The organism is Halomonas sp. NYA30 (assembly GCF_976980765.1).
On sequence record NZ_OZ334477.1, the window covers coordinates 4282639 to 4300372 of the forward strand.

The 17734-nt window shown below is 54.5% G+C and carries 13 protein-coding genes and 1 pseudogene; 7 read left to right on the forward strand and 7 right to left on the reverse strand.

What is annotated here, in order from left to right; all coding sequences use genetic code 11:
• The first annotated feature begins 31 nt into the window (after positions 1-31).
• The 6 genes and pseudogenes from ACWI0H_RS19820 (at position 32) to ACWI0H_RS19845 (ending at position 6567) form a co-directional block, all read left to right on the forward strand.
• Positions 32-1888 carry an FAD-dependent monooxygenase gene (locus tag ACWI0H_RS19820; RefSeq protein ID WP_035562941.1) on the forward strand — a complete coding sequence of 619 codons (1857 nt, stop codon included), beginning with the start codon at positions 32-34 and terminating at the stop codon, positions 1886-1888.
• A gap of 175 nt (positions 1889-2063) precedes the next feature.
• The gene (locus ACWI0H_RS19825; protein ID WP_035562938.1) at positions 2064-2366 is read left to right on the forward strand and encodes a hypothetical protein; all 303 of its coding nucleotides are present in this window, start codon (positions 2064-2066) and stop codon (positions 2364-2366) included.
• 33 nt (positions 2367-2399) lie between these two features.
• Positions 2400-3461, forward strand: a complete 1062-nt coding sequence (locus ACWI0H_RS19830) for a maleylacetate reductase (protein WP_485874320.1) — start codon at positions 2400-2402, stop codon at positions 3459-3461.
• Positions 3462-3505: 44 nt separating this feature from the next.
• Positions 3506-3796 carry a dioxygenase gene (locus tag ACWI0H_RS19835; RefSeq protein ID WP_035562932.1) on the forward strand — a complete coding sequence of 97 codons (291 nt, stop codon included), beginning with the start codon at positions 3506-3508 and terminating at the stop codon, positions 3794-3796.
• Between the two features lie 25 nt (positions 3797-3821).
• A pseudogene (locus tag ACWI0H_RS19840) lies at positions 3822-4849 on the forward strand (IS110 family RNA-guided transposase).
• A gap of 416 nt (positions 4850-5265) precedes the next feature.
• Positions 5266-6567 carry an IS1380 family transposase gene (locus tag ACWI0H_RS19845; RefSeq protein ID WP_035565795.1) on the forward strand — a complete coding sequence of 434 codons (1302 nt, stop codon included), beginning with the start codon at positions 5266-5268 and terminating at the stop codon, positions 6565-6567.
• A 114-nt stretch (positions 6568-6681) separates the two neighbouring features.
• Here the strand turns inward: ACWI0H_RS19845 and ACWI0H_RS19850 are convergent, their stop codons facing one another.
• The 7 genes from ACWI0H_RS19850 to ACWI0H_RS19880 all read right to left on the reverse strand — a co-directional run bounded on the left by ACWI0H_RS19850 (position 6682) and on the right by ACWI0H_RS19880 (position 16174).
• Positions 6682-8280: a DNA methyltransferase gene (locus ACWI0H_RS19850; protein WP_485874321.1), complete on the reverse strand. Its 1599-nt coding sequence runs from the start codon at positions 8278-8280 to the stop codon at positions 6682-6684.
• A gap of 139 nt (positions 8281-8419) precedes the next feature.
• A complete protein-coding gene (locus ACWI0H_RS19855; RefSeq protein ID WP_485874322.1) occupies positions 8420-10138 on the reverse strand; it encodes an RNA-binding domain-containing protein in 1719 nt (572 codons plus the stop codon).
• Between the two features lie 12 nt (positions 10139-10150).
• Positions 10151-10453: a hypothetical protein gene (locus tag ACWI0H_RS19860; protein WP_485874323.1), complete on the reverse strand. Its 303-nt coding sequence runs from the start codon at positions 10451-10453 to the stop codon at positions 10151-10153.
• Complete coding sequence (gene brxC, locus ACWI0H_RS19865) at positions 10432-13575, reverse strand: BREX system P-loop protein BrxC (protein WP_485874324.1); 3144 nt, start codon at positions 13573-13575, stop codon at positions 10432-10434. The genes ACWI0H_RS19860 and brxC overlap by 22 nt, the downstream gene beginning before the upstream one ends.
• Before the next feature lie 48 nt (positions 13576-13623).
• On the reverse strand, positions 13624-14178 hold the full coding sequence (locus ACWI0H_RS19870; protein ID WP_485874325.1) for a BREX protein BrxB domain-containing protein: 555 nt from the start codon (positions 14176-14178) through the stop codon (positions 13624-13626).
• Between the two features lie 15 nt (positions 14179-14193).
• Positions 14194-14982 (reverse strand): hypothetical protein, encoded by a 789-nt coding sequence (locus ACWI0H_RS19875; RefSeq protein WP_485874326.1) that lies wholly within the window; start codon positions 14980-14982, stop codon positions 14194-14196.
• Between the two features lie 199 nt (positions 14983-15181).
• Positions 15182-16174: an IS30 family transposase gene (locus tag ACWI0H_RS19880; RefSeq protein ID WP_301395690.1), complete on the reverse strand. Its 993-nt coding sequence runs from the start codon at positions 16172-16174 to the stop codon at positions 15182-15184.
• A 184-nt stretch (positions 16175-16358) separates the two neighbouring features.
• Here ACWI0H_RS19880 and mobV point away from each other — a divergent pair, with 184 nt between their 5' ends.
• Positions 16359-17729, forward strand: coding sequence for a MobV family relaxase (gene mobV / locus ACWI0H_RS19885; protein ID WP_485874327.1), 1371 nt, complete (start codon positions 16359-16361; stop codon positions 17727-17729).
• The last annotated feature ends 5 nt before the right edge of the window (positions 17730-17734 follow it).

Consider the following 17734-nt stretch of genomic DNA (forward strand, 5'->3'; position numbering starts at 1 on the left):
TTTTCAATATATAATAAGTTGGAGTATTGATATGCAGTTTCACGTATCAGGCTATCAAACCGGTGACCCTATGACCTTGCCGGCTCAAGGGGTTGGAGTCGATCGACCCAAAGATCTGCCAGAGACTATGGATGTTCTCATCGTCGGCTGTGGGCCGGCCGGATCAATCGCAGCTGCGCAGCTCTCACAATTTCCGAACATAAATACACGCATGATTGAAAAGCGTGGCCACCGTCTGGAACTGGCCAATGCAGATGGTGTTCATTCGCGAACCATGGAGACATTTCAGGCATTTGGATTCGCGCACGAGATCTATGCGGAGGCCCACACTATTACAGACATGACGTTCTGGAAGCCGGATCCGAACGAACCAGAGCATGTCGCGCGGGAAAGCAGTGTCCGGGAGCTCCCCACAAAGTTCAGTGAATGGCCCATGATGCTCATTACTCAAACGCGAATCATTGATCATTTTAACCGTTACATGAAAAACGCGCCCACTCGCATGGAGCCGGACTACGGTTATGAATTCGTTGATTTTGATGTATTGGAAGACAGCGACTATCCGATCAAAGTCACATTACGCCGCTCCGCTGGTGACGATCAAGGTGAAGAGTTTCAGATCCGGACAAAGTATCTAATTGGAGCAGACGGCGCACGGAGTAATGTTCGAAAGTCGCTGGGGTACCGGCTTAGCGGTAACCAAGCGAACCAGGCTTGGGGTGTCATGGATGTTCTTGCAGATACTGACTTTCCGGATGTTCGAAAGAAGTGCACCATTAAAGCCAACAATGGTCGTTCCATCCTACTCATCCCGCGCGAGGGTGGGTTCCTGTTCCGCCTTTATGTAAACCTTGGAGAAGTTCCGGAAGGCAACGAACGTAGTGTCCGGGAAACCCCTCTCGAGAAGATAGTCGCTCAAGCTCAGGCAATCATGAATCCATATAAGCTTGATGTGAGAAATGTGGTGTGGCACTCAGTCTATGAGGTAAGCCACCGTATCACTGACGATTTCGATGACAGGAGCTCCGAAAAAACAAACAGTGAGTACCCGCGCGTTTTTATCACTGGCGACGCCTGCCATACACACTCAGCGCAAGCAGGCCAAGGAATGAACGTTTCCATGCAGGATGGCTTCAACCTTGCTTGGAAATTGGGCCATGTGCTCACCGGTAACAGCCCCAAGCAACTTCTATGTACCTATGCCGACGAACGCAGAGACATTGCTCACCGGCTTATCGAGTTCGACAAACAGTGGTCTTCTCTCATGGCTGAGTCGAACGACCGACTAAAGGATCCACAGGAACTGGAAACGTTCTATACCCAGACAGCGGAGTTCAATGCCGGTTACCTCACCGAGTACGAGCCATCCATAATCACCACATCCGTACGTCATCAGCAACTCGCGGCCGGCTACCCAATAGGCCGACGTTTCAAATCCGCACAGGTGGGTCGGGTATGTGATCTGGTGCCTCTGCACATTGGCCACCAGCACACTGCTGATGGTCGCTGGCGCGTGTATGTATTTGCAGACGCACCAGCCCCCAACGAGTCTGAGGTGCTGGGATCCTGGACCTACTGGGCGGAAGAGGCTTTGCCTCCCCTGCTGTTCGACATCAAATTGATCCACCAACAGGCCTACACTGACTTCGATATGTCAGATGTTGCCCAGGTTTTTAAGCCTAAAGCGGGGTGTTTCGAGCTGACCGATATGGAGCATGTGTTCGGTACACTCGAGGACCACGATATATTCGAAGAACGTGCTATCTCTCGGGGTGGCGCAGTAGTGGTCGTACGCCCGGATCAGTACGTGGCCGGCATTTTTCCGCTGGATAGCACGGAGGAACTGGCGTCTTTCCTCAATGGCGTATTCCCCCCAGTCCACTCGTAGAAGACGCGTCCTGGCATTGGAATCAATGCACCTGTCCAGTGAAGGCCGGAGTCATTACTGCTTCGGTCTTTACTAACTTTTACAAGTAATATTTCAGGAGTGCTCGCTTTGGCGTAAGTAAGCCCATCGTGCGCTTCAGGGAACGATCAATTTCGATGAGGCTGTGGGGTGGTGGATGGTGATCGGCCTCGGGGCATCGCCGGAAGCGGCGCTAAATGCGGCTCGGCTTGAACAGCTAAGCCTGCTGAGAGGGCGCGCCGTGACCCTGGGAGCTCCTAGCACTCCATGTGACGCCGAGGACTCGGATGGCACCTATGCGCGCTGGTTCAACGAGATCGATGTCACCTACGTGATGGTTCGCCCCGACTACTACTTAGCCGCCTCTAGTTCACCAGAAGCGCTGCGCCGGCAGTGCGATGAAGTCATGCTGCAGCTACACATGCAGGCACCGAACCATCAGACCAGTCGCTGCGCCTGAGCCACGATCGATAATAATTTTCCCCTGGAGATTATGATGTCACACGACTTCATCTATACCGCCAACCCGGCTCGCATCGTGTTCGGCCCTGGCAGCTTGGCCAAGGTAACTGACGAGATTCGCCAGCTTGGTGGCTCCCGAGCCTTGGTGCTCTCTACCCCTTTCCAGCGCGAGGATGCCGAGCGGCTCAACCATGAACTGGGTGAGCTGGGCGCTGGCGTCTTCAGTGAAGCCGCCATGCACACGCCGGTGGCGGTCACCGTGCAGGCCGTGGCGGCCTACGCCGAGGTGGGGGCCGACTGCGTGGTCGCCCTGGGTGGCGGCTCGACCATCGGCCTGGGCAAGGCGATTGCCTACCGCAATGGCGCTCCTCAGGTGGTGGTGGCCACCACCTATGCCGGCTCCGAGGCTACGCCGATCCTGGGCCAGACCGAGGAGGGCGTGAAGACTACCGTCAAGGACGCCTCGATCCTGCCCGAGGTGGTGATCTATGACGCTAACCTGACCCTGGGGTTGCCGGTGGGTATGAGCGTGACTAGCGGGCTAAATGCCATGGCCCATGCCGTCGAAGGCCTCTATGCCAAGGACCGCAATCCCATCACGGCACTGATTGCGCTGGAGGGGATCCGCGGCCTTAAGGAGGCCCTCCCGGTCATCGTCGAACGCCCCGGTGATGTAGAGGCCCGCAGCAACGCTCTCTACGGCTCATGGCTGTGTGGCACCGTGCTGGGCACGGTAGGCATGGCACTGCACCACAAGCTGTGTCACACCCTCGGCGGCAGCTTCGACCTGCCCCATGCCGAGACCCACGCCATCATGCTGCCGCATACCGTCGCCTACAACGCCCGCGCCGCGGCGGATGTGCTGGCACCGGCCCCCGAGCTGTTCGGCGGTGAGCTGGGCACTGGCCTGCATGACTTCGCCAGGTCACTCGGGGCGCCTCTGGCGCTCAAGGAGCTGGGGTTGGCCGAATCCGACCTGGATCGTGCCGCCGACCTAGCCGTGAAGACCCCCTACTGGAACCCCCAGCCTGTTGAGCGTGACGCCGTTCGTGAACTGCTGCAGCGAGCCTGGAGCGGTGCCAACCCTGAATAAAGTATAGGAGCCTGCCAAGGCGGGCCCAAGGAGAGGAACGCCAAATGTCACAGATTGATTACTTCACCGAAGAGCGCTCCGTCGAGGCGGTCAACGCCCGCATGGGCGATGAGGTGACTCCCCGCCTGCGTGAGGTGATGGCCTCACTGGTCAAGCACCTGCACGGTTTCATCAGGGAGGTCGAGCTCACCCAGGCGGAGTGGGAGGTTGCCATCGAGTTCCTGACCCGCACCGGGCAGATGTGCGATGACAAGCGCCAGGAGTTCATCCGTAAACAATGGGATGGATTCCTCCCCACCCTCTACCGGCGCCGGTGCGCCATACTGAGAGGGTGAGGTCACCGGCTGAGGAGCGCATCCCATGAGCATTTCACGCGTTGGTGTCGATATTGCCAAGTCCGTCTTTCATGTCCACGGCGTCGATCGCCATGATCAGGTTCAATGGCGCGGCAAGTACCAGCGTGACAAGTGGCTGGATGCCATCGTCAAGCGCGTCCCCGCGGGCGCCGAGATCGGCATGGAAGCGTGTGCCTCCGCCCATCATTGGGCACGCGTGCTGCAGGCGCGCGGTTACCACGTCAAGCTGATCGCCGCCCAGTTCGTGAAGCCCTACGTCAAGAGTAACAAGAACGATCGCGTGGATGCCGAAGCGATCTGCGAGGCCATGAACCGGCCTCACATGCGCTTCGTCGCCGTCAAGACGGTCGCCCAGCAGGATGTTCAGGCGGCACGCAGTGAACTGGTTCAGCAGCGTACCGCCAAGGCCAACCAGATTCGTGGCCTGATCGGCGAGTACGGGCTGGTGGCGCCCACCGGCATTGGCCAGCTGCGCGCGGCCTTGCCACGCTGGCTGGAGGATGCCGAGAACGGCTTGACCGACGACTTTCGTGTCTTGTTGCCGAGTCTCGCCGAGGATCTTCGCCACCTTGATGACCGCATCGTCACGGTGACAGAACGCATTGAGCGCCACGCCCAGACTGACCCCGTCGCCAGGCGCCTGATGACCCTACGCGGCGTCGGCATATTGACCGCCAGTGCATTGACCGGCGCCCTGGGCGATGCTCAAGCCTTCAAACGCGGCCGCGATTTTGCCGCCTCGCTGGGGCTGACACCGCGACAACACAGTACCGGCGGGCGCGACCGCCAGCTGGGCATCAGCAAGCGCGGCGACTGTTATCTGCGCACCTTGCTGGTTCATGGGGCTCGCACGGCACTGCGATGGAGCGAAGGCCGGGAGGACAACCTCAGCCACTGGGTCAGGCACTGGCCCAACGCAAGCACGCCAATGTCGTGGTCATCACGCTGGCCAACAAGACGGCTCGCCTCGCCTGGGCGATCACACGCCACGACAAGGCCTATGACCCCGACCTGGCATCGCAGGCGGCGTAGCACCGGAAACCTGAGGCACCCCACCATCAACGATTGCTGAGCATGCTGCTAGATGGCGAACAGGTCGAACCGACGTCAGAAAACCCCTGTGGATCGCTGAGCCATAGAGCTCGTGTAAGCGAATGGGAGCTGACGTGCGAATAGCCCATTAGGATCCGATGCCGTTGGCATCTTTCATAAGACCGGATATACGTGTGCAGTCGTACCTACCGCCTATCGTGCCTCATGCTGGCAAACGGGGAGTCCATATACGATCCGAGGATCACTCATACAGGGCGGTCTCCAACTTCAAGTGCAACACTCGGTTTAATGAATGCCTAGCCCGGATTTCTCACAGGGTATAAAAGAAAGCGGCTGAAAGTGCTATGATTTCAAGAACCTAACCAATCCATCAAGCACCAACAGCCGCTTCCAAAATGGTACCTGAAAAGCTGACCTTCTCGCCACTCTCACGCCGCCAAATTGAAGCCGACTTCTCCGGGGGCCACATTACGTCGGACGCCGGATTACTCCTGCTTCGTGAAGTCGATAAACAGCATCGCCTGACACGCCGCTTGGCCGCCGTGCTTCATGATCCCCGCGCACCGGAACAGGTTCGTCATAAGCTCGACACTTTGGTTCGTCAGCGGGTGTTCGGTGTCGCCGCTGGCTATGAAGATTTCAACGACCATGAGGCCCTGCGCTATGATCAGGCCCTTCAGACAGCGCTCGGTGAAGAGGATACGCTGGCAGGCAAGTCGACGCTGTGCCGGGTGGAGCAGAACGCCGATCGGCAAGCAATAGTGAAGGCCCATGAGTTGCTGTGGCATCACTTCATTGAACAGCATGACGAACCACCAAAGGAGATCGTGCTGGACTTTGATGGCACCGACATCCCCGTGCATGGCGAGCAACCCGGCAAGTTCTTTAACCGTTATTACGATCACCACTGCTACTTCCCACTGTATGTCTTCTGTGGGCGCCACTTACTGGTGAGCTATCTGCGCACCAGTGACCGCAGCGACAGCCGCCATAGCTGGGCGATCCTCGCCTTACTGGTACGCTTTATCCGTCAATACTGGCCCGATACGCGCATCGTGTTACGAGGTGATAGCCACTTTTGTCGTCCCCGGATGCTGAACTGGTGTGATCGGCATCACGTCGACTACATCGTGGGAATCGCCAAGAACAGCCGGCTGCTCAAGGAAGTGGACGTCCCCATGATGCTGGTGCGCAAGACCCAATGGCAGGTGGGAGGGAAAGTAGCGGGGACGTTCCGCTTCCAGTATCAAGCCCACTCCTGGAAATACTCACGCTGGGTGGTGGCCCGCCTAGAAGAAGGCGAGTTAGGCTCTAATCCCCGGTTTATCATCAGTTCCCGTTACGATGATGGCTTCAAGCTTTACTACGAGCAGTACTGTGCCCGGGGTGACATGGAGAACCGGATCAAGGATCAACAACTGAGCCTGTTTGCTGACCGGACCTCCAGCACGCACTGGTGGGCCAATCAGTGGCGGCTGATCTTGTCGGGCTTCGCTTATACGCTGTTCGAGCGGTTACGGACTTATCTGAAGCACACGCCCTTCGCGCGCATGAGTCCGAGCAACCTGAGGCTCAAGCTCATCAAAGTAGGCGCGGTCATCATCCGCAATACGCGTCGAATCCGAGTACTCATGAGTGACAGCTACCCCTATAAAACGGCGCTATCCGATCTCGTCAGGCGGTTGGTTCCTAACTGACTGCTCGGGCGCCCCCGGCCCGAAGCAATGGGGGAAAGGGGGAAGTGTGTCTGAACGCCGGAAAGTGGTTAAAAAGTAGCCGATGTAAGTCGAGCCAGTAGGTGTTTAGCGGTGTTACAGCCTGAGTGCGGTACTGGCTGAGGTACTATGAGAAATCCAGGTTAGAAAGCCATAAATTCTTAATAGAAAAGCTGTAGCTAAGTTTGCTTGTCCTAAGGAAAAATGCTCAGCAATAAATGACTGTGCCGTATTGCCAAGTTGCTTTGTCTCTTTAAAAGGTACATTAGTAATTACCCAGTGGTAGCGATCTCCCAAAAGGGTAGCCGCTTTAGCCAGTCCCTGAGCAGTCACCGCAGTTTCATGCTGTTCCTCACTCCCCTCCTGTGCGAGTGCCTGATTGAGCGCCTCGGAAAGCTCGCTCCACTGGGCAACCTTGGCGGCGCTGGTGCGGGTGGGGTCGAGCAGGCTGCCAAGGATGGGGGCATCCTTGAAGCTGTCGTAGAGCCAGTCCAGGGCGATGGTGAGGTTTTTCTTACCCAGCCCTAATGCCTTCCACTCCTCCTTGGCCACGCTGATGGATAGGCCGGAGCAAGCCAGGTGCAGCTCGGGCAGCTTGCGATAACCGCCAGTGCCGGGGTAGCGCCAGGCGGTAAGGGCCAAAGCAAAGGCAGCGAGTTCTACGCAGCGCTGGTCGATTTCCAGGCCGTGCAGGTTGTCGCGCAGCACGGCATCCACGGCATCGCAAGCGCTTAAACTTTCCAGCTCCATGCGCATGGGTACCAGCATCAGCAGGGCGGCGACCAGGAAGTGTCCGCTGCCGCAGCAGGGGTCCAGCGTTTTTAGCTCGGCGAGGCTTTCTGGCCAAGCGTCGAAGGTGCCGGCGGCGGGTGTCCAGTGGCCGGCCTCTTCGTCTCTGACAAAGCGCAGGTACTCCAGCGGCACGCCGGGCAGGCTGGCCTTGTCGCGTAGCTCCTGCTCGCTCTCGGCATTGGCCAAGTCGGTTTCCGACAGGCGGCGGGCGGCCCACCAAGCGCCCAGGCTGTTATCCAGTAGGAAGCTGACCATATAGGGCTCGGTGAAGAGCTGGGTGACGGCGGGCAGCTCGTCGGCACCGATCTTTACCTCGGAGCGGTTGATGCGCTCCTTGTTGTCGGTCTGCCAGAACTGGTAGACCCAGCCCAGGCTGTCGCTGGCGTGGAAGACTTCCACAGCCAGCTCGGCCAACAAGTCTTCCAGCTCGCGCTGATACTCGGCGGCCAAAGTGACTTCAAACACCGGGCTATCAACGCGAAACACCTGGGGCAGCATGGTACTGGCCAGTTTGGCGGCTAAGGCCCAACCACTCGGATGGCCTTCCTCTTCCGCCAACTCCTCGCACTCTTCCAAAGTGACCGCCACTCCGTCGTACATCAGCAGCTCATTTTCGGCCAGGAAGCGGGCGAACAACATACGGTGCCAGTGCTCGTAGGCAATTTCACTAATTAACCGGGTAATGGACTGGGCACCTTCCTGTAGCGGGTCGCCGAGGCTGCGGGCGTGGGCACGCAATCGGCGGCGCAGGGCACGCTGGTTGTCATTTAAATAGCTAGGGGCACTTTCCTCGCCTACACCCAGCTGCTCTAGTGCGGCCCCAGCGGCCTGCTCGGCCACTGGGCGTGCTTTACGAACGGTGCGATCGAGCTGATTACGGAGTGTTTTATCGAGTGGCTGCATAATGATGCTTCTTCCCTGTCACTGTCGGCAGGCGTGTGCCGAAAAATGTTGCGTTGCTTGGAATTGCACTAGCGTGCAATTCACGTGCAATTCTTGGATTAAATGCACGGGAAATGCCCGAAGGGCAATTACCCGTGCATTAAGATGCGGGTGGTATCCAATAGTAGCGAGAGCCGGCGCCACGTCCTTTTTGCTCCACCTGCCCAGTCTCGCTTGTCAGCTCTTGCATCAGCTGCCCTACCTGGTTGCGGGTATAACGTGTCATGTGGCGGATTTCGGCGTTTTGCAGGCCCTCTTCACCACGCTGGGCACGGTCTTTGAGAACACTTAGCACCCGTGTTTTGGCGGCTTCCCAATCGATACGGCGGCGTTTATCTGTATTACCGTCGGCCACCAACCGCGTGTACAGTGCTGGGTAGAGACTCCAGTAGGCACCACGGCCACTGCCGCCGTGCTCTACGTAGCTCTGTTGTTCCATGCGCGCAAGCAATTCACGTGTCTCGGCTTCGCTGCGTTGGCAAAGACCTGCGGCCGTGGCAGTGTCCATTTCAGCGTGCTGAAGGAGGTATTGCAGTAGCAGTAACTGATCGACCCCTAAAGATCGGCCACTTTGGCTTTCTTCAGCCACAAACTGCCGGAATACGGCATTAATCTCGCGTTGGTGGAAAATTACCGCAACGGACTCCCCGATTTCACGAATCACCGGCGGTTCTTTACCTTCCATCAGCATGGCTGAATACATACGGCTTACGCCGAGGTTTGTCCGGTTTACCAAGCGCAGTTTAACCAAGGCATCCACTAGCAAGGGGTTACGTGCCGCTGGCTGGTGGTGAAGGATATTGTTCTCTCTGATACCCGCAATAAACCCACCGTTGTTGCTAATTTCCAGACGCTGCGGGTAAAGCTTGACCATCACAGGGCCAGCAATGCGTAGATCTACGTGACAGAAGGCATTCATTAATGCCTCGCGTACGGCTATTTCTGGCCAAGTGCGGTATTCGAAGTGGAACATGCCCTGTTCCACGGTGGTAATAGGATTAAAGGGTACCAACAGATCTTCAATACGCTGAACAGAGATAGGAATAGCGCTCACTCGGTCTTCACGCACTCCATAGACGGTATCGGACTGCATCTGCAGAAACGTCCACAGATACCCCGGTACATGCTCGCGCAATGCCGCCTCAGTACCCGCCAATAGAATGGCGGCTCTGGTCAGCTGTCCCTTGCGTATTAATCCCAGCGTATCTAGCAGTTCTATATCTGGTCGACGCAGCAACTCTTCGGGCGCTCGTTCACGTTGCGCTAGGGTGCGCAGTGCCTCCATCGCCACCGGAGAAAGCAGACTTTCATCAACGCGACCAATGGCCTCGGCGGTGTAGTCGGTTTCACCGGTCTCGACGCCAATTTTGCGGCGCATTGTGCCGGTAAGTGGCTGGCAGTCTTTGCCGACCCTCACGGTGCCACCGCCTTTGGTATCTGTATGGGGCGGCATGCCAGGATGCACCTGCATAATCAGCACTCGGCCAGTGCCTTCTGGTACATGTAGCTCTTCAAAAACGGGCATGATATGCGGATCCGTTTGGTCGTAAACGGCTCGCTTTAACATATTTACGTCGATTTCCAGTGGCACACCCAGTACGGCGCTTTCACGTCCTTTTACTTTGTCTGCCACGCCATATACGACGGTACCGCCACCGCCATTGGTCATACAAACCGCCATCTGCACAACCTTCTGTACCGCCTTATCACGACTGCTGGTATCCCACTGTTTAAAATCCAGATCCTGGTCTTCTAGGTCGTCAGCAATACAGTGCTCTATTTCGTCTAGCAGCGCTTCGACGTCGCGTTGTGTTCTCATGCCCTTGCGCTCCTACTGGGTGATGACCGGTCCATTCTGGAGGGCATCGCGTAAGTCTCGACGGGCATCCTCAAGCCAAGCCTCGATATCATCTTCACTTTTCAGCGTGCGGCGGGGTAATTGAACAAACTGAATTTCTGGCTCCATCGCTTCGGCCGCTTTCACTAGCACGTCGTCAAACCGGCTGGAAAGTGCAGCAATGCGATCCGCTAAGGCATCAGGGCGTACATGGCTTAAGGTGTCCAGCACCTCCGCTGTTGAGCCTAGGCTAATGGCAGGGGCATCAGCTGCTGTCAGGCGTTTAGTAGCAAGCAAGTCGTGTCGCTCAGCTGTTGCCAGTTATCGTCTGCTTCTAAACGTTGCATACCAGTGGCGTGCTCACTCTCATAGCGCTGCTGGAGGTCGTTAAACACCTCTCGGAATTGTTGGGCCAGGCTCGCTAACAACGGCTGCACGGGGTCAGGGTCATCTAGCAAGGAGCGGTGTGCTCGAATTTGCTCCACCTGAACGAGTAAGGGTTCAGCTCCTTGGAGCCCTTTCGCGTAATCAGCAAGCTGTTTAAGCGTTCCCCATGCTGGTCGGCGTTGCGTAATCTTCTCAGCCGTGGCCTGCCAGGTTTCAATGGCATTGAGCAGCTCATCCTGGTTGGTGACGATCGCCTTCAGCTGGTCGTTACCACTACTTAAGCGAACGGCATCGAGCGCATCCACATTGGGTTTTTCTGGCAGTGGAGCTTCGCCCCCCGCTTTCTCTGCTAGTGCTTGTAGCTGTGCAACAAACTCAGGAGCTTTGGAAGACTCCTCCCCAGACTTAGGGTTCACGCTGAGCTTCTGCATCACTTTACGAATTTTGATGCGCTCACCGGCGGAAAGGGTGGTGGCTTCAATACGGAAGTCCGTTTTACCGATTGCCCGCCTATCAAGCTCTTGTGGGGCGGTATTATCTGCCGCTCGAATTTGGCCTGCGACCAACAAAACTTGTAGCGCACCATCAATTGCATCTTGGGGCCAGCCAAAATCGCCATACTCAAAATGTTCGCGTATCTCGCCGCCCTTTTTCCCGTTAGCTAAGTAACTGAGAATCGCTTTACACACAGGATGAGACGGCGGTTCACCATCGTAGCCAATAGCACTCAGCGCATCGGGGGCGCCCTGCTTCGCTTTGGCATACACTTTGTCCCAACTTGCATGATCTGCTAGATGAAACTTGGGGTGCAGACGAGTTAACGCGTTCTCAGCACCTTCTAAGATGGCGTCTCGTAGCGTGGCACCCATAATTTCATTGCCACCCCCCTGAAACACCTGGGCACCGCTAAATGCATCGTCCAATAGCTCTTTAATGCGGCGCTGCGAACTATTTTGCGTGGTTTGCATCGCCCCGCGCGCTTCTTGCCCTTCGGGAGTCCCTGGTGTGCCGCGGGTTTCTAGTGTTGCCGTAGCCGCTCTAAATTCAATCAACTGATTGCGTAGCTCATCAGCAGAGCGCTTAGGGATAAAGACAAACAACGTGGGAGAGTCTGACCCTGCCTGGCGAGCATCGGCACGCAATTGGCTAACATCATCCGACCAACCATTTCGTACCCACACATAGAGCTTTTCGTTCGCATCGTTAGGCAACGCAATATCAAAAATTGGCGACAGCGGCCGAGGCACTTTGGCATCGCCGTGAGGCAGCGTAAGGTTACCTACCTGCTGACCAAAGTGCCGACGAATGAGATCATCGCGCTCAGTTTCAATTTGATGCGTGGCATTACCCAGCGTGCTCTTATGGCTAAGAAAAGCGTCATTCCAAGCAGCACTCTCCTCGGTTTGAATACGATATTCATCCCCTACCTTGATGATGAACTCACAATCATCCAGTAACCCTGGCAATTGGCTACGCAGTGTGCTGCTGCCTGCTTTTAGATCATCCACTAACAAGTCAGCAATATTGTTGAGCGTTGGGTGCAGGCCCAGCTCGGTATTCGTACTGGCTACTTTATTGATCAAGAACACAATCGCACAAGCGCGTGCCATCAGCTGCTCTGCTTCATTGCCGCTTCTCCAGCGCTGCGTTGCATCGTGCAAACGGCGAGGCAGCATACGAAACTGCAGTAGCTTATCTGAGAGATTAAAGTAGAGATAATCGGCCGCAATGATGTTGCCAAGCGGTTCGTCTAAGTTAGTTTTTATCGCTGCGTGGATAAGGCTTAGCTGGCCGCGAAGCTGGCTGTCGGTACCAGTTTGGTCTAGTACACGTAGCGCTGCATCCCAGAAGCGCCGACGTACCGGCAGGATGGGATAATCCTGGGCGAAATGCTGGGTATCATCCTGCCGATGAGCAATGGAAGATTCAGAGAGATGGCGCGAAATCTCGCCAACATTGTTGTCCATTACCTGCTGCACGGATGTTTTTGCTTCTGGCTTCTTAGCGAGCAGCACTTGCCGAATAACGGCATCAACATCGGCGTCCGACAGCTCGATACGCGTCGTAAAACGACCCTGCAATCGCGCGAGATTGCTGGTACCCGTGATGGCGGTCTGGCCGGTGCCAATCACTATCATGCTGCTACCAATCTTTTTACAGCACGCTTCTATGGCTTCTTGCACTTCTATAGAACGCTGACCGTCGGTGCCGATATACTGCTGAACCTCATCCAGAACGACTAGCGTCAACGGCATTTTACCGTCATGTCCTACTGCCTGACGTATTGAGCTGATCATATCGTCGCTGCTGACATCATCCACATTGGGGTAGAGATTCATCAGCGTCATGGCACATGCCTGCGTACTACTGAAAAGTTCTGGCTTGGCTTCTACTAACGCTCGGTGAACCAACGTCGATACGGTGAACATTTCAATTTCTTTATGCCACCGTTTACCTGCTGCTTCGATCGCCACCTTAACATCTTCCAGAATGCCCTCATCCCTCAGCCACATGACAAAGCGAGCAGCGGGATATTTAGAGGGCAAGCCTGCAGAGCGGAAGATAACGGATAGCAATGCCATCCTGGCGCTGGTATCCCGAGAACTGGTGCCTAACGTGCCAGAGGCTGAAAATATACCACCATGGCGCTTCCCTTGTGTCGATAGTTCCTTGAATAGATCCTGAATATCCTGCGGAAGGTGGGCAATGCCTCTTGCCGTGGCGCCATCGGCAAAGATGGTGTCTTCCCAGAGATTGCGCAGCATTTTCGCTAGGTGCGATTTACCAGAGCCGAAAAAGCCACTGATCCACACGCCTGGCTGCTGTGATGCACCATTGCTTAGGTTACGCAAATAGGTATCAAGAATATCCCGCATTCCCTTGGCGTACTGCCCGTCACAAACGAAGGTCTCCAGCTCGTAACGCAGTACCTTTTGCGCGCGTTCACTGGTGTCATCATTGACATAAGCGACGCCCTCATTCTCCAACTGCTGTTGGGATGGGTCCTTAGCGTAGATATCGCGATTGAGCATGCGTCCTTCCTATGCGGTGAATCGTGTGGTTGAAGAGGTACCGAGGTATTAATGAGCACTGTCGATAGTGATCGGCGTGGCCAGGTAATTCCAGCCATCGTAGCCGTCTAACAGCCGGTAGTTATCATTTTCAAAGCTGCCGGGAAACAGCACAACGAGCCTGCCAGAAACGTAGGGGGCAAATTTATCCACGACTGTTTTGACTCTCAGAAAACCAAACAGACTGCCTACACCGTAAAGCGCGACGACATGGTTAGGTGTTACATCATTAGTCGTTAACGTGGTAGCAAAGCGCTCTTCCAGCCATTCCAGGTAGTGATGGTCTATCAGCTTAAGCTGATCTGGCATTTCGAAAAACGCATCGGCATATTCTTGCTCAGCCATCCATTGCGCGAAAGTATCGGTCAGGTCAAACGTCAACCATTCGTGCCCATGCTGCCGCGTGACCAGTTCGAACTCATCCCGATTGGCACGTAGTCGCAGCTCTTCCGCTTCTGGGTAGACACAAAACACCACACGCTGTCCTGCTGCCGCGTCTTCACGCCATGGCAGTGCGATAAAGCGTCCGTAAGATCCAACTAAGCGCTTAACCTTACTCATCATGCCCCTCCTTGTACATTAGCCCTCTCCCTCAAACGTCTGCATCGCGTTTTGAACAACGCGGGCAAGCGCGGGAAAGTCGACATCAATCACGTTATCCACTCGCCGCATCAACATCCAACCGCGCGATGATGCGCTGGCAGCTAATGCTAAAAAGCGGTCAGTGTCACAGTCCAGCAGCTTGCAATATGGGCTTTGTAGCAATAGCTCGCCTCTCCCACCTTGAAGCCAAGCAAGATACATCGCAAACGCCACAGCGCCTGCCGTAGGTTCAAGGAGTGTGCGTACTTTCTTTACATGACCACGTAGATGACCTGATTTAGTGAGAGTGCCATTAATATTTTGAGCTGTAGATCTTCGCGTAGCAGGGCTAAAACGTTCGGGCCAACAAGTTTCGATAAGCTTTTCGGTCCAGTCTCGCGTGATCACCGTGCCAGGGGGCTGCTGGAGTATCTCTACGATTGCTCCGCGCAACAGGCTATCTCGCGCGGTTGCGGATAATAAAGCCAGCTGCGGACGGGCCTCGACATCCCGACACCAAAAATACCGAAGCCCAGCAAAAATGGGATTTGCAGGGTCGAGACCATATAGCTCAGTAAGGTGTCTAGCGGTTAGCTGCCGCGAGCGCCCAGAAGGCTTTGCGAGGCAGTTTTGCTCACAAATCGCCGACTTATACTGATCTGGGGATGCGTCTATTTCCACTGAATTCAACAGCGTAGTCAGTTCGGACAGCATCATCGTGCGCGAAATGTGCACACCGCCCTCTCTGGCCATAAATCCCATATTTTTCAACAGTTTACTATCCATTATTTTGGTTATCTTTAGGCAGCGGTTGCTCGTACTCTCCCATATAGATTTTATCATGGATGGACTACTCAGGAAGTTTGTACTCTCTAGCCTCTTGCCGTTAGACCATTTGCACCTAAAGCGAACACCAGCATCTAAAAAAATCATAAGCAATTGAAATATTTAAATAAAATAAATTATTTTATTTTTTTTCCTGAATTCAAGCAATAAGTGCAGCACCTGCTGTGTCCAGGGCTCCTGAGTACTCCCCCAGAAACACCTGTGCCGGTGTCCGGTAACCGAGTCGCTTTCGAGGGCGGTCGTTTAGTTTCTCGACCACCTTGCGCAGCTCGGCATCGGTGACCTGGCGGAAGTCTGTTCCCTTGGGGAAGTACTGCCGTATCAAGCCATTGGTATTCTCGTTGCTCCCACGCTGGCCAGAGCAGTAGGGATCGCAAAAGTAGGTCTTTGCGGTCACCGCCTTGCCTACGGCTATGTGGCCGGCGAACTCCGAGCCGTTGTCTAGGGTGATGGTCTTCACAGCACCCCGGCGAGGCTTCAACAGCCGGATCATGGCCGCTTGCGTCAGCTCCGCTGAGACCCTGGGCAACCTCGCCGCCAGCAGATAGCCGCTACGGCGCTCTACCAGCGTCACCAGCCCCGATTGCTTATGCCCCTGAATGACGGTGTCGCCTTCCCAGTGCCCGATGACGAGCCTGGCATCGACCTCTGCCGGGCGATGCTCAATGCCCACGCGGCTGGGGATCTTGCCAAGCCCAGCGCTCTTGGCCTGAGCCCGATGCTTGCTGCGACGCTTCGGTTGGCGGAGGTGCCGCCATAGATCGCCACCTTGCGCTCTGTCATCCCAGATCAAGGAGTAGATCCACTGGTGACTGACGCCTATGCCGGCCAACGGTGCCATGAAGCCGCTGATCTGCTCCGGACTCCACTCCTCTCGCAGCCGGTCGGCAACGGCGGTGATCAGGCTGGGCAAGCGCTTCGTCCACTTCCAGGCGGTGCGGCGGCGGTGATCACTGAGGGACTGGGCCTGCTCGGGGTCGTAGCCACCAGAAGTGGCGTTACGACGCAGCTCACGGCTGACCGTGCTGCTGTGGATTCCTAGCTCTCTGCCGATTTGACGCTGGCTCACGCCCAAGTCATAGCGGGCGTGGATCTGGTATCGTTGGGTCTGGGTCAGCTGTCGGTATCCCATGCTCTGCTTCACTTTGGTCGGTGAGCCGAGAAGGGTACCGGCGCTGACCCTCCTGCCTCCACCGTGGTGTCCAAAGTGCTGCGGTTATTCTATGAATCCAGGTTCACAAAACCTAAAGCTGCTACCCCTCTTTAAAAAAATAACTATCCAATTCGGATAGTGATTGTGCAAAGAGGATCACAAAATGAGCACTACAGCAGCACACAGCATTATTTTACGAGCGATCAAACACAACACGTGGAGCAAAGTTGGAGCGAGTGCGGGCCACACGTGGCGAACTACGCCAGTGCCCCACGCCAATGTAGCACGCACTCATCTTAATGAAGACTGGCGACTAGTTTCATCGCCAGAGGAATTGCGAGTAGCTACAGAAAATCGTATTGCTCTTGCTGATCAGGTAAGAAAAAACTCAGTTCTTTTAATTGAATATATTGTTTCAGCAAATCACGATGCATTTATTGAAAATGGAGGCACTATTGAGTGGAAAGAATATTTTAAATCTTCGCTTAATTTTTTCGAAAAAATGCACAAAAAAGAAAACATCATTGCCGTAAACGTACAGTTAGACGAGCACACACCCCACCTTGTTATCTATGCTGTACCGTTAATTGAAAGGCCTTCTTCACAACGTCAAAGAAACGTTATTATCAAAAAAGAGGGCGGCAAGATAGTTCGTGAAAACAAAACTTACAACATCCCTGAAAAAACATCATTAAGTGCTTACCACTTCATCGGCAGTCGTGAAAAGTTAAGAAATCTGCAAACAGAATTTTCTGAAAAAGTTGGCATAAAGCACAATTTAAAACGCGGCCTTAGACACTCAGCAGCAACTCATGTTACGACTAAAAACTTTCATCAGGCACTGATAAAGGGGCTTTCAAAAAACATCGAGATATCCCCAAAAGAACTAAACAAAAAGGGATTTTTAATTAATAAAGAATCGGATGATGAATACGTTGAGCGTATTACCAACCTGATTCATGAGCACTATAAGCCTGCTATTGCTAAGTCCTCTCTTCATGACATCGAAAAGCAACGTGCGACCGAGATGGCTGAAACCGCTCGCCGCGCCGAGTCAGCACTCGAAAATGAGCGAAAACAGCATTCAAAAACCAAGTTAGTTCTTAACAACTTAACTGCCGGGCTTTCAACTGATGAATTTAACAAAATACAAAAAATTGCAGATAACATTAGAAAAACAAAAGAGTTTTTAAAAAAAGAAAAAGAACAACACGAAAAAATAAAAAGGAAAGAACAAGAAAGCTACATTGAATTCAAAAATGAAAGAAAGGCCTTCGAAATTAGAATGATATCAGCCAAACAACTTGCATTACTGGAGAAAGATGTACGCAAGTCCATCTGGAGATTTGCTATAAAGCGGAACGATCTCGCTTTCACATTAGACAAATGGATGGATAGTGGTCTTTTTGAGCCCAGCGGCGAATTATCTTCGATTGGCAAAAGAGAACTCGCTCAGAAACATGAAAATACGAAAAGCCAGACCCTGAAAAAAGAAAATATAAGAAAAAACAAACTCAATGGACCACAACTATAAGGAGG

Bases quoted from the DNA above. Each gene is read 5' to 3' on its own strand.
- mobV (WP_485874327.1), top strand. From the start codon at position 16,359: ATGAGCACTACAGCAGCACACAGCATTATTTTACGAGCGATCAAACAC.
- ACWI0H_RS19880 (WP_301395690.1), bottom strand. From the start codon at position 16,174: ATGGGATACCGACAGCTGACCCAGACCCAACGATACCAGATCCACGCC.
- ACWI0H_RS19825 (WP_035562938.1), top strand. From the start codon at position 2,064: ATGGTGATCGGCCTCGGGGCATCGCCGGAAGCGGCGCTAAATGCGGCT.
- ACWI0H_RS19820 (WP_035562941.1), top strand. From the start codon at position 32: ATGCAGTTTCACGTATCAGGCTATCAAACCGGTGACCCTATGACCTTG.
- ACWI0H_RS19850 (WP_485874321.1), bottom strand. From the start codon at position 8,280: ATGCAGCCACTCGATAAAACACTCCGTAATCAGCTCGATCGCACCGTT.
- ACWI0H_RS19830 (WP_485874320.1), top strand. From the start codon at position 2,400: ATGATGTCACACGACTTCATCTATACCGCCAACCCGGCTCGCATCGTG.
- ACWI0H_RS19845 (WP_035565795.1), top strand. From the start codon at position 5,266: ATGGTACCTGAAAAGCTGACCTTCTCGCCACTCTCACGCCGCCAAATT.
- ACWI0H_RS19855 (WP_485874322.1), bottom strand. From the start codon at position 10,138: ATGAGAACACAACGCGACGTCGAAGCGCTGCTAGACGAAATAGAGCAC.
- ACWI0H_RS19875 (WP_485874326.1), bottom strand. From the start codon at position 14,982: ATGGATAGTAAACTGTTGAAAAATATGGGATTTATGGCCAGAGAGGGC.
- brxC (WP_485874324.1), bottom strand. From the start codon at position 13,575: ATGCTCAATCGCGATATCTACGCTAAGGACCCATCCCAACAGCAGTTG.
- ACWI0H_RS19870 (WP_485874325.1), bottom strand. From the start codon at position 14,178: ATGATGAGTAAGGTTAAGCGCTTAGTTGGATCTTACGGACGCTTTATC.
- ACWI0H_RS19835 (WP_035562932.1), top strand. From the start codon at position 3,506: ATGTCACAGATTGATTACTTCACCGAAGAGCGCTCCGTCGAGGCGGTC.